At 64.2% G+C, this 17093-nt stretch carries 14 protein-coding genes; 13 read left to right on the forward strand and 1 reads right to left on the reverse strand.

Translation table 11 applies throughout. The annotated features are described in order from the left end of the window. The first annotated feature begins 26 nt into the window (after positions 1-26). The 13 genes from I41_RS19765 to I41_RS19825 all read left to right on the forward strand — a co-directional run bounded on the left by I41_RS19765 (position 27) and on the right by I41_RS19825 (position 15629). Positions 27-674, forward strand: a complete 648-nt coding sequence (locus I41_RS19765; protein WP_145434652.1) for a c-type cytochrome — start codon at positions 27-29, stop codon at positions 672-674. Further along, positions 671-1867, forward strand: coding sequence for a hypothetical protein (locus I41_RS19770; RefSeq protein WP_145434653.1), 1197 nt, complete (start codon positions 671-673; stop codon positions 1865-1867). The genes I41_RS19765 and I41_RS19770 overlap by 4 nt, the downstream gene beginning before the upstream one ends. Further along, positions 1860-2303, forward strand: coding sequence for a hypothetical protein (locus I41_RS19775; protein WP_145434654.1), 444 nt, complete (start codon positions 1860-1862; stop codon positions 2301-2303). The genes I41_RS19770 and I41_RS19775 overlap by 8 nt, the downstream gene beginning before the upstream one ends. Further along, a complete protein-coding gene (locus tag I41_RS19780; protein WP_145434655.1) occupies positions 2300-3223 on the forward strand; it encodes an SCO family protein in 924 nt (307 codons plus the stop codon). The genes I41_RS19775 and I41_RS19780 overlap by 4 nt, the downstream gene beginning before the upstream one ends. Before the next feature lie 114 nt (positions 3224-3337). Further along, positions 3338-4408, forward strand: coding sequence for a cytochrome c oxidase subunit II (coxB, locus tag I41_RS19785; protein WP_145434656.1), 1071 nt, complete (start codon positions 3338-3340; stop codon positions 4406-4408). Next, the gene (ctaD, locus tag I41_RS19790) at positions 4405-6051 is read left to right on the forward strand and encodes a cytochrome c oxidase subunit I (RefSeq protein ID WP_145434657.1); all 1647 of its coding nucleotides are present in this window, start codon (positions 4405-4407) and stop codon (positions 6049-6051) included. Before coxB ends, ctaD begins: the two co-directional genes overlap by 4 nt. Continuing rightward, on the forward strand, positions 6014-6715 hold the full coding sequence (locus I41_RS19795) for a cytochrome c oxidase subunit 3 family protein (protein WP_145434658.1): 702 nt from the start codon (positions 6014-6016) through the stop codon (positions 6713-6715). Before ctaD ends, I41_RS19795 begins: the two co-directional genes overlap by 38 nt. Before the next feature lie 144 nt (positions 6716-6859). After that, positions 6860-7288 carry a cytochrome C oxidase subunit IV family protein gene (locus tag I41_RS19800; protein WP_145434659.1) on the forward strand — a complete coding sequence of 143 codons (429 nt, stop codon included), beginning with the start codon at positions 6860-6862 and terminating at the stop codon, positions 7286-7288. Positions 7289-7592: 304 nt separating this feature from the next. After that, positions 7593-9161, forward strand: a complete 1569-nt coding sequence (locus I41_RS19805) for a hypothetical protein (protein WP_145434660.1) — start codon at positions 7593-7595, stop codon at positions 9159-9161. Between the two features lie 326 nt (positions 9162-9487). Beyond that, positions 9488-10378: a DUF4189 domain-containing protein gene (locus I41_RS19810; RefSeq protein WP_145434661.1), complete on the forward strand. Its 891-nt coding sequence runs from the start codon at positions 9488-9490 to the stop codon at positions 10376-10378. A 389-nt stretch (positions 10379-10767) separates the two neighbouring features. Then, a complete protein-coding gene (locus tag I41_RS19815) occupies positions 10768-11568 on the forward strand; it encodes an ABC transporter ATP-binding protein (RefSeq protein WP_145434662.1) in 801 nt (266 codons plus the stop codon). 135 nt (positions 11569-11703) lie between these two features. Then, positions 11704-14217: an FtsX-like permease family protein gene (locus tag I41_RS19820; RefSeq protein WP_145434663.1), complete on the forward strand. Its 2514-nt coding sequence runs from the start codon at positions 11704-11706 to the stop codon at positions 14215-14217. Positions 14218-14579: 362 nt separating this feature from the next. Further along, positions 14580-15629 carry a hypothetical protein gene (locus I41_RS19825; RefSeq protein ID WP_145434664.1) on the forward strand — a complete coding sequence of 350 codons (1050 nt, stop codon included), beginning with the start codon at positions 14580-14582 and terminating at the stop codon, positions 15627-15629. Positions 15630-15733: 104 nt separating this feature from the next. Here I41_RS19825 and I41_RS19830 read toward each other — a convergent pair whose 3' ends face one another. Continuing rightward, positions 15734-16738 (reverse strand): DUF1559 domain-containing protein, encoded by a 1005-nt coding sequence (locus tag I41_RS19830; protein ID WP_145434665.1) that lies wholly within the window; start codon positions 16736-16738, stop codon positions 15734-15736. Between the last annotated feature and the right edge of the window lie 355 nt (positions 16739-17093).

A 17093-nucleotide genomic window follows, 5' to 3' on the forward strand; every position in this document is an offset into this window, starting at 1 on the left:
CCCCGCGCCTAACAACCATCGCCTCGATGCCCTCGCGATCGCCACAATCTGCTCGCCGCTCGGCCCGAACGCTCGCCGTTCTGCCGCCTGCCGCGCTGGCGCTGCTGGCGCTCGTCGGCTGCCACCGCGACATGTACGACCAGCCGCGCCTTGAGCCGCTGGAGAAGAACGCGTTCTTCGACGACGGCCGCTCCTCGCGGCCGTTAGTGGAAGGAGTCGTCGAGTATGGCGCCATCTCACCCGATAGCGTGATCCTCACCGGCAAAGTCAACGGCCAACTCACCGACGAGTTGCCGCCCGAGTTAAAGCTCGACGCCGTCCTGTTGAAGCGCGGCGAGCAGCGGTTCAATATTTTCTGCAGCAACTGCCATGGTCGCTCGGGCGACGGCGACGGCATGATCGTCCTCCGCGGCTATCGCAAGCCGCCGACCTACCATAGCGAGCGCCTCCGCGGCACGCCGATCGGTCACTTCTTCGACGTGGCCACCAACGGCTTCGGCGTCATGCCGAGCTACGCCTCGCAGATTCCCGTGGACGATCGCTGGGCGATCGCCGCCTACATCCGCGCGTTGCAGCTCACCCAGTACGCCAAGGTCGACGATCTCTCCGACGCCGAGCGCCAGCAACTCGAAACTCAGCCCACCGCCGCCACCCCGACGCCGAGCGCTCCGTGACCCCCGCCTCGAACCAACAACCGGCCGCCCGTTCCCCGCTGCAATTGGCAGGCGGGGCGATCGTCGTCGGCGCTATCGTCGGGGCGATCGGTTGGAATCAGAATCACCATCAGTTCTTCGCTTCCTATTTGGTCGCGTGGCTCTTTTGGAACGGCCTCGCCCTCGGCAGCATGGCGCTGCTGCTGCTCCACAATCTCACGGGCGGCAAGTGGATGGAGCCGGTGCGGCCCTACCTCCGCGCCGCGGCCGGGCTGATCCCTGTGATGGCGATCCTGTTCATCCCCATCGCGCTCAACCTGAAGCAGATCTACGAGTGGGCCGATCCTGCCGTCGTCGAGGGCGACGCGATGCTGCAGTACAAGGCCAAGTTCTATCTCAATCCGAGCGGCTTCTATATCCGCGCGGCGATCTACTTCACGCTCTGGATTTCGCTGGTTGGCCTGCTTAGCTGGCAGGGCCGCGCCAATGCCGCTCCTGACACCCCCGCCTACAATCGCTTCCGTCGCTTCAGCGGCATTGGCCTCGGTCTGCACGGGCTCGCCGTGACGTTCTCGTCGATCGACTGGATGATGTCGCTCGAACCCCACTGGTTCTCGGCCATCTACGGCGTGATCATCTTCGCCGCTCAAGGCGTCGGCGCCCTCGCCCTATCGATCGCCCTGGCGACCCGTGCTGCTCGCAGTCGCGGCGAGCTCTCCAAGCTGCAGATCCATGAGTTCCACGATCTCGGCAAGTTGATGTCTGGGCTGATCATGTTCTGGATGTACGTCCAGTTCTCGCAGCTCTTCATCATCTGGTACGGCAATCTGCCGGAAGAAGTCGTCTGGGTCATCCGCCGGCTGGAACATGGCTGGCTGTGGGTGGCGCTGTCGCTGCTCGCGTTCCACTGGATGGTGCCGTTTTTCGGCCTGCTCAGTCGCGAGTGGAAACGGAACCCGGCCCGCCTCGGCTTCATGGCGACGTTGATCGTCGTCATGGAGTGGGTGATGTACGTCTGGTACGTCGAGCCGGCGGTCCAAGCGCACGCACACCACGGCGAGTATCATCCGTTCTTCCCCTGGATCGACGCCGGTCTCACCGCCGCGATCGGCGGCATTTGGTGGCTGGTCTTCACGCTGCGTCAGCCAAAGACGTTCGCCCAGGCTGAAGCTGTCGCCGCCAAGAACAAGAAGAAGGGAGCCCGTCATGGCTGATCAAGACGAAATCCCCCATCTCCATACGACGACCGCTCACGTTCACGAGGACAGCGACGTCAGCATCAAGAGTCTCGGCATTTTCCTCGCCGCGCTCGCGATCACGATGATCATCACCGGCGCGCTGATGATCGGGCTGTTCGACATTTTTCTCGACGAAGCCGAACGGGCCGACGTTTCGCCATCGCCGCTGGCCGAGCCGGGCGAACCCGCCCCGCCGCCCGGGCCGCTGCTGCAAGTGGCCGAACGTCTCGATCTGCGTCTGCATCGCGAAGCCCAGGACAAGCTGATCCACGAAGCGGCTTGGATTGACCGCGACCGAGGCCTGGTCCGCATTCCGATCGACCGAGCGATCGAGTTGACCGCCGAACGCGGCTTTCCCGATTGGCCCCCCGTCGCCCAAGGCGTCGCGGCCGAAGGCGAGGCCAAGCAATGACCAATCGTCCCCCTCACACGACGCGCACGCAGCGCACCATCGGCATGGTCGCTTCAGCGACCATGCTCGCCCTCACGCTAGGCGTCGCCCCCCTCCGCGCCGCCAGCGACGAAGAGCTCTCCCCCATGCTGATGTCGCCCGACGCGGTCGCCATCAAAGAGGTGCAGTTCCACCAGCGGCTCGACAATCAGGTCGACGTCAACGCCAAGTTCACCAACTCCGACGGCAAAGAAACCACCATCGCCGAGTGCATGGACGGCAAGCCAACCGTCTTCGTGCTGGCCTACTACCGCTGCCCGCGCCTCTGCAACATGGTGCTCAACGGCGTGGCGAAGGTGCTGCAGGCGATCGACTTCGAAGCCGGCAAGGATTTCAACGTCGTCGTCGTCAGCTTCGACGCCACCGATACGATCGAAATTGCCGCCGACAAGAAGAACTCGGTCGTCCATGCCTTCAACCGCGAGGGCGATCCCACCGGCTGGAACTTCCTCATCGGCGACCAGCAGACAGTGAAGGCCGCCGCCGAGTCGGTCGGCTTCCAATACGTCTACGACAAAAAGAGCGGCGAGTACGCCCACGCCAGCGGCATCGTCCTGCTGACGCCCGAGGGTCGCGTCTCGCGTTACTTCTACGGCATCGACTACCCCACTCGCGACGTGCGGCTTGGCTTGGTCGAAGCCTCGCAGGGCCAGATCGGTTCGCCGGTCGACGAGTTGCTATTGCTCTGCCTCCACTACGACCCGACCAACGGCAAGTATGGCCTGGCCATTCTCAACTTAGTGCGGGCCGGCGGCATCCTGACCGTCGCCGTCATGATCGGCTTCATCGGCTTCTCGATTCGCAAGGATTACCGAGTCCAAGCCAAAGTGAACTCGATAGAAGCCACCGGCTCAGCCGGTGGACACATCCCGAGCAGCTAAACTTCCGCCCGCTTCGTCCACCCGCTTTCGATCGCCAAAGAACATTCGCCCAAACAACACAACGAAGAGACTCCCCTCCCCTCACCCCTCCCTCCGAGGGAGGGGGACCACGGAATGAATACCGAATTCCAAATATTCCCCGACGCTGCCTCCACCGCCGCCGGCAAGGTCGACGCGCTCTACCTCTTTATGGTCGTGCTGTCGGTCGTCCTTTCGGTGTTCGTCGCCGGGCTCGTCACCTATCTGGCGATCCGCTACCGCCGCGCCAACAACGTCAATCGCGACCACGTCGCGCACGGCAACACGATCGAATACATCGCGATGGCAATCTCGTTCCCCATCCTGATGGGGATCTTTCTCTGGGGCGCCAAGGTCTGCTTCTTTCTGTTCCGCGCTCCCGAGCAGGCCATGCCGATCACGGTCGTCGCCAAGCAATGGATGTGGAAGTTCCAGCACGCCGACGGCCGCCGCGAGATCGACACCCTGCACATCCCCACGGGCCAGCCCGTCAAGCTCACGATGGTCAGCCAGGACGTCATTCACAGCTTTTTCGTCCCGGCCTTCCGCACCAAGCAAGACGTCCTCCCCGGCCGCTACACCTCAATCTGGTTCGAGGCCACCGAGCCCGGCGAGTACCGATTTAACTGCGCCGAGTATTGCGGCACCAACCACAGCCGCATGATCGGCAAGGTGATCGTCCAGTCGCCGGAAGATTTCGCCCGCTGGATGAGCGGCGACGCCGCCAGCGACGAACCTCCGGCCGAAACGGGTCGCAAGCTGTTCGAGCAGTACCAGTGCGGCACCTGCCATCGCCCGGCCAGCGAAGAGGGCGCCCGCGGCCCGACGCTGGAAGGGCTCTTCCAGAGCCGCGTCCCGCTCGCCGGCGGCCAGACCGTCACCGCCGACGAAACCTACATCCGCGAGTCGATCCTCCGCCCCGCGCAGAAGCAGGTCGCCGGCTACCAGCAGATCATGCCGACCTACGAAGGCCAAATCAGCGAAGAGGGCGTGATGCACCTCATCGCCTACATCAAGACATTAGGGGCGCCGCTGGCGGCGAAGCGAGAAGAGCCAAACACTCTCGCCCCCCCCACGGAGCCCGCAGCAGCTGAACCCGCTGCCGAGCCTGCCGCTCCTGCCGCCGAAGACAACGCAGCCACCGATAGCCAAGGGACCACGCCATGAGCGCCGTTCTCGAACACGAAACGGCCCCCGCCCCCATCGTTCGGGAGCCGAAGAACTACCTCAACGTCGCGTGGACGGTCCGCTCGTGGTTGCTCACGGTCGATCACAAACGGATCGGCTTGCTCTACCTCGCCGGCATCACCTTCTTCTTCCTGCTCGGCGGCGCCGCGGCCGGCATCTTCCGCTTGGAACTGATGACGCCGCAGTCCGATCTCGTCGAGTCGGAGACCTATAACAAGCTCTTCACGCTCCACGGCATCATCATGATCTTTTTCTTCCTGGTTCCCGGCATTCCGGGAGTCCTGGGAAACTTCTTGATCCCGATCATGATCGGCGCCCGCGACATGGCGTTCCCCAAGCTCAACCTCATGAGCTGGTATCTCTTCATGATCGGCGGCATCTTCACGCTCTACGTCACCGTCGCCGGCGGCGTCGACACGGGGTGGACTTTCTACACCCCCTACAGCAGCACCTATAGCAACACCTACGTCATGGCGACGGCGGTCGGCATCTTCATTACCGGCTTCTCGTCGATCCTTACTGGTCTGAATTTCATCGTCACTGTCCACAAGATGCGCTGCCCGGGGATGACCTGGTTTCGCCTGCCGCTGTTCGTCTGGTCGAACTACGCCACCGCCCTGATCATGGTCCTCGGCACGCCCGTCCTGGCGATCACCATCTTGCTGGTGGCCCTGGAACGCGGGCTGAAGATCGGCATCTTCGACCCCCGCCTCGGCGGCGATCCGGTGCTGTTTCAGCATTTGTTCTGGTTCTATTCCCACCCGGCGGTCTACATCATGGTGCTGCCGGCCATGGGCGTCATCAGCGAGCTCGTCGCCGCGTTCTCGCGCAACCGCGTGTTCGGCTACAAGCTCGTCGCGTTTGCCAGCCTCGCGATCGCCGTCCTCGGCTTCCTGGTCTGGGGCCATCACATGTTCGTCTCGGGCCAAAGCCTCTACGCCGGCATGGTCTTTTCGGTGCTGAGCATGCTCATCGCCATTCCCTCGGCAATCAAAGTTTTCAACTGGACGCTGACCCTCTGGCGCGGCGAAGTCACCTTCAATACGCCGCTGCTCTACGCGATGGGTTTTTTGGGGCTCTTCACGATCGGCGGGCTGACCGGGCTCTTCCTAGCCACCCTCGGCATCGACGTCCATGTCCACGACACCTACTTCGTCGTCGCTCACTTCCACTACGTGATGGTCGGCGGCACGGTCATGGCCTACCTTGGCGGCATCCACTACTGGTGGCCCAAGATGACCGGCAAGATGTACCCCGAAGGTTGGGCGCGCTTCTCCGCCGTCCTCGTGTTCGTCGGCTTCAACCTCACGTTCTTTCCGCAGTTCATCCTCGGCTACCTCGGCATGCCCCGTCGCTACCACGTCTACGACGAAGGCTTCCAGGTGCTCAACGTCATGTCGACCGCCGGCGCGTCGATCCTCGGCATCGCCTATTTGTTTCCCATTACTTACCTGATCTGGTCGCTGAAGTACGGGGCCAAGGCGCCTGCCAATCCCTGGAACGCCGTCGGCCTGGAGTGGATGACCTCCTCGCCCCCGCCCACCGAAAACTTCATCGAAACCCCCGTCGTCGATTTCGAGGCTTATGAGTACCACCGCCACCCTGCCGAGCGCCACGGCTAAACGCACGCCGGTCGTCGCGCACCATTTCGACGACTGGGATCAACAGTACGACGCCTGCGTCCTCGGGATGTGGACGTTTCTGGTCACCGAAGTCATGTTCTTCGGCGGCGCGATCGGCGTTTACATGATCTACCGCTGGCAATACCCCATGGCCTTCGCCCACGCGAGCAACGAGCTCGACGTGTGGCTCGGCACGTTCAATACGTTCATCCTGCTCACCAGCAGTCTCACCGTGGCGCTCGGCGTCCGCTACGCTCACACCGGCGAAAGCCGCAAAGTCGGCTGGATGCTCATCGGGACGATCTTCCTCGGCGCCATCTTCCTCGGCATCAAAGCGTACGAGTACTACACCAAGTTCCATCACAACATCGCGCCGCTGCTCGATCTGCCCTTCGACTGGGGCGGCGCCGATCCCGGCCCCACCAAAATCTTCTTCGGCCTCTACTTCGGCATGACCGGCATCCATGCTCTTCACATGATCATCGGCGTCGTCCTGATGGCGATGTTCATCCCGGCCGCCTTCCGCAACGAGTACCGCGACGGCAATTCCCTCGGCGTCGAAGTGATTGGCCTCTACTGGCACTTCGTCGACTTGGTCTGGATTTTCCTGTTTCCCCTGCTGTACCTGGTCGACCGCGCCATCACGGCGCCGCCGGCGTTGTAAGAAGCAGTCAGCGTTCAGCAGTCAGCGGTCAGCGAGACAGTAGGAAATGATGTTTGGCTGAACGTTGACAGCTGATCGCTGACAGCTAACTCAGCCTCCCGCGGCCGCTCGACCCCATCACCCCGTACCGCCTCCCCCACTGCCATGTCCAACGCCGACGAACATACTGGCCTAGGCGCCTACTTCCTCGTTTACGGGGCGCTCATGGTCGGCCTCCTGGCGACCGTGGCCGTGTCGTACGTGCCACTGGGAAGCTGGAACCTCGTCGTCGCCTTGGCAATTGCCTTCACCAAGGCGATTCTGGTGGTCCTCATCTTCATGCACGTGCTCAACTCGCCGCGCCTCACCTGGATTGCGGTCTCGGCCGGCGTCATTTGGCTCGCCATAATGCTCAGCCTGATGATGGCCGACTACATGACGCGCTCCTGGCTTCCGACGCGCGCCCCGGCTGACATGGCGCTCCCCTCCTACCGGGAACTCGTTCCCCTCAGCGACCAAGCCATCCAAGCTCACGGCCACGGCGCAGGCGAAGCGTCGCAAGACAAAGAAGCCGCTCACGACAGCGAAGAGTAAAACACTCAATCGCTGTCGTTCCTTATCGGACTGTTCGCTTCAGCGACCAGTCTGCGTCGCCCCAGGCCAACGGCACGCCACACGGGGTCGGGGACCTTTTGTCGCTGGCGATATGCATTTGCCAGCAAACCACCCAGCGACAAAACGTCCCCGACCCCTTCGCACGCGACGCCCTCGTACCGGTTTGATCTCACCGAACCCTCCTGCTTCAAGGCAAATTAGGCCCACCCGCCTCGCTCAACTAGACTGAACGGCAGTTCCCCGATCTCGGGAAACTCCCCTCCTCTCAGTCCGGAGCGTCGTCATGAACGTTCGCCGTCGCCGCGATTTCCTCGCCGACGTGGGCCGCGGCATGCTGGTCGCCAGCATCGGTTCCGCCGCCACGCTGGAACTTGGCCTCGTCAAATCATTCGCCGCGAACATCGACGACGCCAATCCCGATCGCCTCACGTTCGGCGCCCTCGAGCCGCTCGTCGCCCTCATGCAAGAGACGCCAGCCGAGAAGCTGATGCCGCTGCTCGTCCAGCGACTGAACTCCGGCGTCGATCTGAAGACGCTCGTCAGCGCCGCCGCCCTCGCCAACGCCCGCGCCTTCGGCGGTCAAGACTACACCGGCTTCCACACGTTCATGGCCCTCGCCCCAGCGCTGCAGATATCCCAAGAACTCCCCGCTGCGCGCCGCGCTCTCCCGGTGCTGAAAGTCATCTACCGCAACAGCAGCCGCATCCAGGAGCAAGGCAAGAACGATCACGACACGCTCGCCCCCATCGAAGCCCACGCCGCTCCCGATCCCCTCCTCAGCGGCGCGCAACTGCGCGACGCCGTCCGCGCCGTCGATTGGCAGCGCGCCGAATCGCAATTCGCCGCTCGCGTCGCCGCCTCGCCGGAAGATGCATTCAACGATCTCCAGTTCGCCGTCGAGGACGAAAATGACGTCCACCGCGTCGTCTTCTCGTGGCGCGCCTGGGTCATGCTCGATCTTGCCGGCGAAGAATACGCCCAAACGCTACTGCGGCAGTCCGTGCGCTATTGTCTCGACGTCGAGCAGAGAATGCACGAAAAGAACTATCCGGAATCCAAGGTCCGCGAGCTCCTGCCGCGGCTGCTCGACGAGTACAAGCTGCTCGGCGTCAAACTCGGCACGCGCGAGGCCGATGATCAGTGGACCGAACAACTCGCCCAAACCGTCTTCACCGGCACGCACGAAGAAGCGGCGACCGCCGTCGCCGCCGCGCTCGCCGAAGGGTTCGACCCTGAAGCGATCGGCGAGTCGCTCTCCCGCGCCGCCAACCTGTTGGTCCTCCACGACCCCGGCCGAAGCGTCGGGAGCAGCGCCCCCAACAAACCGCCCGGCTGCGTCCACGGCGACTCGGTCGGCGTCCACGCCTCCGACGCCGCCAACGCCTGGCGCAACATCGCCCGCGTCGGCAACCGCCGCACGAAGATCGCCAGCCTCCTCGTCGGCGCCTTCCACACCGCCGGCCAACATGGCTACGTCACGGACCAGCGCTTCCCCTACGCCGAACAGCTCGCAGCACTCGCCGCAGTGAACGATGGCGACAAGCTGATCGTCGAAACCGAAGCAGCGATCAAGTCAAACGACCAGGCCCGCGCCTGCGCGCTGATCGATCGCTACGGCCAACTCGCCCTTCCGCCGGAGCCGGTCTTCGACCTCATGCGCACATACGCCGTCAGCGAAGACGGCGCCCTCCACGCCGAGAAGTACTTCCGCACCGTGACTGAGGAATACGCAACGACCAGCCCGACGTACCGCTGGCGGCAATTGATCGCCCTGGCCCGCGTCACCGCCAGCGAACACGGCTACGCCGCCCCCGGCTACCAACAGGCGTGCGAACTCCTCCGCATTTCATGAGCATCGCAAAGTCAATCACGGAACCGCCACGAGCGCCAAGGAAGAAATTGGGACCGCCGATGAACGCAGATGAACGCAAATAAGTTAGGTCAAGCCATAGCCCTTTCTGATTGGCGTTTATCCGCGTTCATCGGCGGTTCGATTATTCTGTATTCCCTTGGCGCTCTTGGCGTCCTTGGCGGTTAAATCGAAGCGACTCTGCGGCCGAAAAATGCAGATTTGCCCCGCCGCCCTCGCTCCCTTATCATGGCGGGCGTCCGCTCTTGTCTTTTCCACTCGTCGATTCCGATTCCGGACTCCCCTTCTCTTCCCGCGGAGCTTCAGTTATGTCGCTTGTCCGCCGCTGCGCGCATCTTGCCGCGCCCGTTTCGACCTCGCTTCGTTCACTGGCTGCGATCGCCGTCTTCACCGCACTCGCCGCCGGAGCCGCGCCGCGCGCCGCCATCGCTCAAACCGGCTACGTCGCCGCCATCGCCTACTCGCAAAGCACCGGCAAAATCGGCCACACTGCTCGTCAAGCCCGCACCGAAGACGCCGCTAAGTCGCTCGCCATGCGCGCGTGCAACCAGCCCGACGCCAAGGTCTTCATGTGGGCCCAAGACCAATGGGTCGCCGTCGCCACGGCGGAAGGCCTCACCGGCGCCGCTGGCTTCGGTCGCGGCGGCACCGCCGACGAAGCGCAGCACAAGGCGCTCGCCGAATGCGAACGACGCGCCCACGGCGCCCCCTGCCGGGTCGAGCTTTGCATCCACAGCGCCGGCTCGCGCGCCCGTCAGCTCCGCAAGCTCGAAGGCGATCCTGCGCTCGTCGCCGCGCGCAAAGCCGGCTACGTCGCCGCGATTGCCTACTCGCCGAAGACCGGCAAGATCGGATCCACCGCGGGCAACGCCCGTTCGAAGAAAGAAGCCCAAGAGATCGCCTTAAAACAGTGCGCCGCCCCCGACGCGAAGGTCTTCATGTGGGGACCCGAGTGGGTCGCCATCGCCACCGTCGACGGCCGCCCCGGCATCGCCGGCTTCGCCCCTGGCGCCACTCGCGAAATTGCTGAACGGGCGGCGCTCGAACAAGCCGAAAAGCTCGGCCGCGGCGCCAAGTGCCAGGTCGCCCTCGCCATCCACGCCGCCGGCGACCCCAAAGCCAACCCCGCCGCCGGCGCCGAACAAAAGCCAACCACGTCGACCGTCTCCACAACCGCCCCCGCCCCCGTGTCCCCTTAGAGCGACGCTCATCGTCCTCCGTCGCGCTAGAAAAAATCGCACGCAAAGGCGGCGCGTAGGCGCAAGAAAGAAAATGAAAAGCAGAACGCTAATCTGCACGAATTCCGATCAGCGAAGATGAGGACGGATTAGCGTTCCCTAACGTATCCCCCCATTCCTTTGCGCCTTCGCGCCTTTGCGTGAGATCTTCGCCTTTACTTAGGCCCCCTCTTTCCAAACCCCGCAAAACGCACAATTTCTCACGTTTTCCGCCATCAGCCTCCCTGCGGCAACTCCCCGCAGCCCCGCCATCCCTGCTAAACCGGCACGATCCTTGCTAAATTGATGGGCTTGGCCCGCCGCCCGCCTCGCTGCGGGCCCACGCGATTCACTCCCCAGCCGGACCCATCATGCACCCCGTCGCCAGCGCCGCCGAAACCCGGCAGGTCAAGAAGTCCTTCGTCACCGGCGAGGTGACCGTCGAAGCCGTTCGCGGCGTCACCGTGGCCATCCACCAGGGCGAGCTCACCGCCATCGTCGGCCCCTCCGGCTGCGGCAAGAGCAGCCTGCTCAGCATGCTCGGCGCCATCGATACCCCCACTTCGGGCCAGGTGCTCGTCGGCGGCGTCGACGTCGCGACGCTCAACGATTACGACCGCACGCTCCTCCGCCGTCGGCAAATCGGCTTCGTCTTTCAGGCCTTCAACCTGATGCCGACGCTCAGTGCCCTCGAAAACGCCGCCTTGCCGCTGGAACTCGACGGCCTGTCACAACGCGAGGCCCACGAACGCGCCCGCGCCGGCCTCGAGCAGGTGGGGCTCGGCAAGCGCGTCGACCATCTTCCCAGCATGCTCTCCGGCGGCGAACAGCAGCGCGTCGCCGTCGCCCGCGCGCTCGTCACCAACCCAACCCTCCTACTCGCCGACGAACCAACCGGCAACCTCGACACGGCCGGCGGCGAGCAGGTGATGAAGCTCCTCCGTGAACTGGTCGGCAAGTTCGGGCAAACCGTGGTCATGGTCACGCACGACAGCGAAATCGCCGCCGCCGCCGACCGCGTCCTCCGCATGCGCGACGGCCTCATTGCCCACGACCACCGCCCCAGCGCCGTCGTCGAATCAACGCCGGTCCTAACCCCCGCGAAGCCCGCCACGGCCCCCAAACCAACGCCGCATCCATCCAAACACAAAACATCCAAACGGCGCAAGTGAATTTGTCAGTCGTCAGTAGTCCGTACTCCGCTGCTCTCATTGGCAACCCCCATCGGCGACAGCAGCAACTGACCACTGACAACTGACCACTGGCAATCCTGGTCCCCCTTCCCCCCTCCGCCTTCCCCCCTTCAAATGATCTACCGCCGCCTAGGCCTCCGCGAAGCCCGCCAACATCCTGGCCGCGCCATCCTCACGATGGCCAGCGTGGCGATCGGCGTCGCCGCCGTGGTGGCGGTGACGTTCACGACGCGCTCCACGCAGACGGCGTTCGACGAAATCTTTCAGTCGCTAGCCGGCCGCGCCTCGCTCGAAGTCGTCGCCCCCATCGGGCAAACCGTCCCGGCCGATCTCGTCGAAAAGATCCTGGCCGTTCCCGGCGTCGAAACCGTGGCTCCCCGGTTGCAGCGTCCCGCCGTCGTCTACGTCAACAAGAAGACCCGCATCCAACTCGTCGCCGCCGCCGTCGACCCCCAGCGGGACGTGCAAGTTCACGATTACAAAATCGTCGCCGGCAAGCCCCTCACGAACACGAAGGGCGCCGTCATGAGCCAACTCCTCGCCGAAAGCCTGGGCGTGAAGGTCGGCGACGAAGTCGAGCTCCTCACCCGCAGCGGCCGCATCGGCGTCGACGTCGTCGGGCTGTTCGCTTCCAACGCCTCCGGCATGTCGGGCCAAGGCGCCGGCCTGCTGATTCCGCTCCGCGCGGGACAAACCTGGTTCCTGGCGCCGCGCAAGCTCGACACGATCCAGATCGTTTTCGCCGAAGGAGCCGACGAGGCGGCCGTCGCCAAGGCGATCGAAAAGCAGCTCCCCGCCAACGCCGAGCTGCGTCACCCCGCCAATCGCAGCGCGATGGCCGAGGAGACGATTCTCTCCACCAACCAGGCTCTGTTAATGGCTCGAGCCTTCATCATCCTCGTCGCCGTCTTCGTCATCACCAACACCTTCCTCATCAGCGTCACGCAGCGTCGGCGGCAGCTGGGGATCCTCCGCGCGATCGGCGGTTCCCGTGGCCAGATTGCTGCGCTGGTCATGAGCGAAGCCCTCGTCATGGGCGTCGTCGGCACGATCGTCGGCTCGCTCATCGGCGTCCTCATCGCCAACTACCTCAACGCCGCGATGGGCGCCATCTACGAAACAACGCTGCCGCCCATCCGCTTCGATGCGGAGCCGTTCATTTGGGCCGGCGTCTTCGGCGTCGGCATGTCGCTCCTCGGCGCCATCGTCCCCGCCGTGAAGGCCTCGCGGCTGAACCCTCTCGACGCCCTCCGCGACGTCCTGCCCGACGAGATCGAAGGCGGCTCCCGCTGGCTCGTCGCGGCCGGCGTCTTCACGGTAATCGTCTGCGGCGCGCTGCTCGCGCTCAGCATCATGGGCCGCCTCAACAGCAGCGTCGCCGTCTACGCCGGCGTCCTGGGGCTCGTCGGTCTCGTCCTCATCCTGCCCGTCGCGTTGCCCGTGATCACGCGCACCGTGGCCGCCCTGCTCCCCCGTCGCATGCGCGTCGAAGGCCGCATCGCCAGCCGCCAGCTCCTCATCCACCGCTCGCGCACGACGCTCACCGTCGGGGTCGTCTTCATCGCCGCCAGCGCCGCGATTGGCCTGGCCAACACCGTCCTCGACAACGTGCAGGACGTGAAGAACTGGTACGAGAAAACGCTCATCGCCGACTTTTTCGTCCGGGCCACGATGCCCGACATGGCCACCGGCCTGGCCGCCGATCTCCCCGACGGTCTCGACAGTGAGATTCTCGCCGTCAACGGCGTCCAAGGGATCGACGCCATCCGGCTGATCAGCGCCAAGGCCGAGAAGCAAAACGTGATCCTGATCGTCCGCGGCTTCAACGATGCCTCGCTCCAGCAGTTCGACGTCGTCCGCGGCGACGAAGCGAAAATCCGCGGCCAGCTCGCGGCCGGCGAGGTCGTCGTCGGCTCGGTCCTCGCCCAGCGAACCAAGCTCAACGTCGGCGATGAGTTGCCGCTGGAAACCGAGGAAGGCATCAAGCCCTTCCGCATCGCGGCCATCGTCAACGACTATCAGGCAGGCGGGCTCACCGTCTACATGGATCGCGCCGTCGCCGAGAAGCAGCTCGAAATTGGCGGCGTCGACGTCTTTGTCGTGAAGGCCGACCACGCCGACATCGACGCCGTGCGCCAACAACTGTTGGCCATCGCGCAGAGCCACGGCCTCATTCTGCAATCTTTTTCTGAACTCCAAGGCGAAATCGACGGCATGATGTCGGGCGTCGACGCCGGCCTGTGGGGCATGGTCGTTCTCGGCCTGCTCGTCGCCACGTTCGGCGTCGTCAACACGCTGATGATCAGCGTCCTCGAGCAGACCTTCGAGTTCGGCCTGCTACGCGTCGTCGCCGCCACACGGGGCCAGATTCGCAAGATCATCTTCGCCCAGGCGCTCATCGTCGCCGTCATGGCGATGGCTCCCGCCGTGATTACGGGCATCGGCATCGCTTATCTCATCAACATGGCCACCTACGCGGTCACCGGCCACATCATCGACTTCCAGCTCCACCCGTCGCTCACCTTCGGCGCCTTCTTCCTCGGCCTGCTCACAATCATCATCGCCGCCTGGATCCCCGCGGAGCGCGCCTCCCGCGTCCCCCTCGGCGGCATGCTCCGCGTGAGATGAGGCCCCACGGGGTCGGGGACCTTTTGCCACTGGGAGCGCCCCATTCAATGCAGAGTTTCCCGTGGCAAAAGGTCCCCGACCCCTTCGCGCGCCGCCGCGCCAAATCGGCGAACCCCTCCTCGAAAATTGGCCGCGTCGCCCTAAAGTCTCCGCATTTCGCCCAAAAAAATCCGCGAACTTTTGCGTTGAAAATGGGCCACCCAATCCGCTAACGTGAACTTCTGTTCATGCGCATCGGCTAATTAGAAAAAATCGCACGCAAAGGCGCGAAGGCGCAAAAGAATACGGGGAACGTTTCTTCTTTGCGCCTTCGCGTCTTTGCGTGAAATCTTGTCTTCACAAATCAAGAGGGGGAGGCCAACATGCAACCGTACTACACGCACGGCAGCAGCCGCGTCATGACTCCCGAGCGTCGCGCCAAGCTCTGCGAACTGCTCGCCGAGAGCCACACGCTCGAAGAGGCGTCCGAAGCGATCGGCGTCTCGATTCGCACCGTCCAGCGCGAACGCAAGCGGGACGAAGACTTTGACCATGAAGTCCTCTTGGCGTTGCAGAAGACGCCCGATCCGCTGCAGCTCATGGAGCAGGCCGCTCGCAAGCACTGGCGGGCCGCCGCTTGGCTCTTGGAACGGCGGAACCCCGAGGAATACGCCCGCAAGCCGGTCAACGCGACCAGCGCGAAGAAGGTAGCGACCGCGCTCCGCTTCGTCCAGGAGATGGCGCTCGAAGCCGTGCCGGCCGAGCTTCACGAAGTTCTCTACAAGCACGTTCAAGCGGCGATCGACGAGGCGTTCCGCCACTGCTTCCCGACGATGGGGAAGTGGGGGACGCCCAAGTTCCCGCGGCTGCCGCTGGAAACGCCGCTCGCCGACGTCCAGGCTTGCAACCAGCGGGAAGCGAACGTCCGCATCCTTCCCGACTGCGCCGACGCACTCCGGCCTGCCAGCCCGACAACCCCGCCCAGCGACGTCGCCCTGCGGTCGCCAATCGGTCGGGTCGAAGCTGCGGAGCGCCAAGCTCTGGAAGTGGCCCGACGCGCGGCAGTCGCCGAGTTGAAACGGCTGCTGACCGAACAGAGCCCCGCCGAACTGTCGCCCAAAACGCGCGAGGCGACACCTGTCGCCTGCGACACGCCGCCCGTCGATCCGCTCTATGTCTCCTTTGAAGAGGGAGAGGCGGTCCTCACGCAACAAGCGCACGAGCGCGAGCAGCGGCAGAGCCACCTGGAATTCAGACGCGCCTGCGACGACGCCGAACAACGCCCCAGCGTGTTCTTTCCATCCACGGCAGCGGTCCAGCAACCGCCAAAGCCAGGCGCCCGCCGCTACGAGCGACAGAAGGCACGCGCCGCCGAAAAGAAGGCCAAAGCCGCCAGAAAGCGCGCCCAGGCCCAACGCCGCCGCGCGGCATGAACGCTCAACGGGGTCGGGGGCCTGGTGCCGCTGGGGGCGCACCACTGGAAGGAATCCCTCCAGCGGCAAAAGGCTCCCGACACCCTCACGGCTTCCACGCCGCCCTAAAACGGACTGTCATGAATGATCGGATCCAGCAAATCGCCCCCCTTGGCCAGGCTCGCCCGCGTCGCCAAAGCGTTCATGACGGCCGGATCGACGTCCTCGAAGACAAACCGGACCCCGCCATCGCAGAAGGCGAAGTTGCACCCGCCAGGGTGGACGCTGCCGAACGACTCGGCGTAGCTCGTCGAGTTCTTGTCGACCGTTGGATCGGTGCAGATGTTAAAGCCATCCTTGAACGTCGTCCCCAGGACGTACGCCGGGCCCGCGGCGAACATCACGGGCCGCTGGTTATCGAGCAGGATCGAATTGGGAACCACGCCCCACAGCGCGGCGTTGGCCCAGTCGGTCGCCCGTTCGCCGATCGCCAGCGTCTGCGACAGCCCATCCTCGAGCTCGCGCGGCTCGACCGGATGATTGCGACCAAAGACGCCGTCGAACTGATCGCGGCACAGCTTGCACGTCGGCCGCACGGTGCCCGCGCTGCCGACATAGCTCGCCGACGCGATCTTGCAGATGGTCGTCTTGGTGATGTACGCCGGCACGTCGATCACCGGCTGGACGCCGCCGTCGGAAGGACACAAGAACGCCGGCACGACTTTCGTCCGCAGCGCCGTCGCGGCGTACGCGTTCACCGCCAGGTTCTCGTCGATCAAGGCAAACAGCGTCGACTGTTCGACGTACGGCATCAGGTGGGCGCCCCACGCCCATCCCGGGCCGGCGTCGTCCCCATTGTTGAGGACCCGCGAGACGTACCCCGCCGGCAGATGCTTCTTGGCATCGAGGTGGTGGTGCAGTCCCAGTCCAATCTGCTTGAGATTGTTGATGCACTGCGCCTTCCGCGACGACTCGCGCGAGGCCTGCACGGCAGGAACGAGCAGCGCCACGAGCACGCCGATGATGGCGATGACGACCAAGAGCTCCACCAGCGTGAAAGCCAGGACGAGGCATGGGCCCCTCGTCCTGCGAGCGGCGACCTGGCAGCAAAGGCGTGACATACCTGGCATGACGGGTCGCGATTCTTTAGGAAAGTTCAAGTCGCCGCCAGTTCCAAACTATGGACTCGTCCCGGCCATGTCAAAGGAAGATTGAGCCCTGCAGGCAAGATTATGAAAGAGTCATTTAGTCGGACGTTACGAATCCTGTCACCCCGAGGTACTCCGAGGGGTCCGCAACCCTGGCTGACCGAGCGAAGCGAAGAGTTTTAGCAGCTCGTTTGACGCTAGATCCGTCGCTTCACTCGGGATGACGAGGCAATGACAATCAGCTTCGCGCACGAAAAGCGTGCCGTTGCGCAAGCGGGGCCGACGTTTGTCGACCGTTTCAACCTGCTCAACTAGAATCGCAGCGAGCGGCGGCATT

It is taken from the genome of Lacipirellula limnantheis (genome assembly GCF_007746075.1).
Taxonomy (GTDB): domain Bacteria; phylum Planctomycetota; class Planctomycetia; order Pirellulales; family Lacipirellulaceae; genus Lacipirellula; species Lacipirellula limnantheis.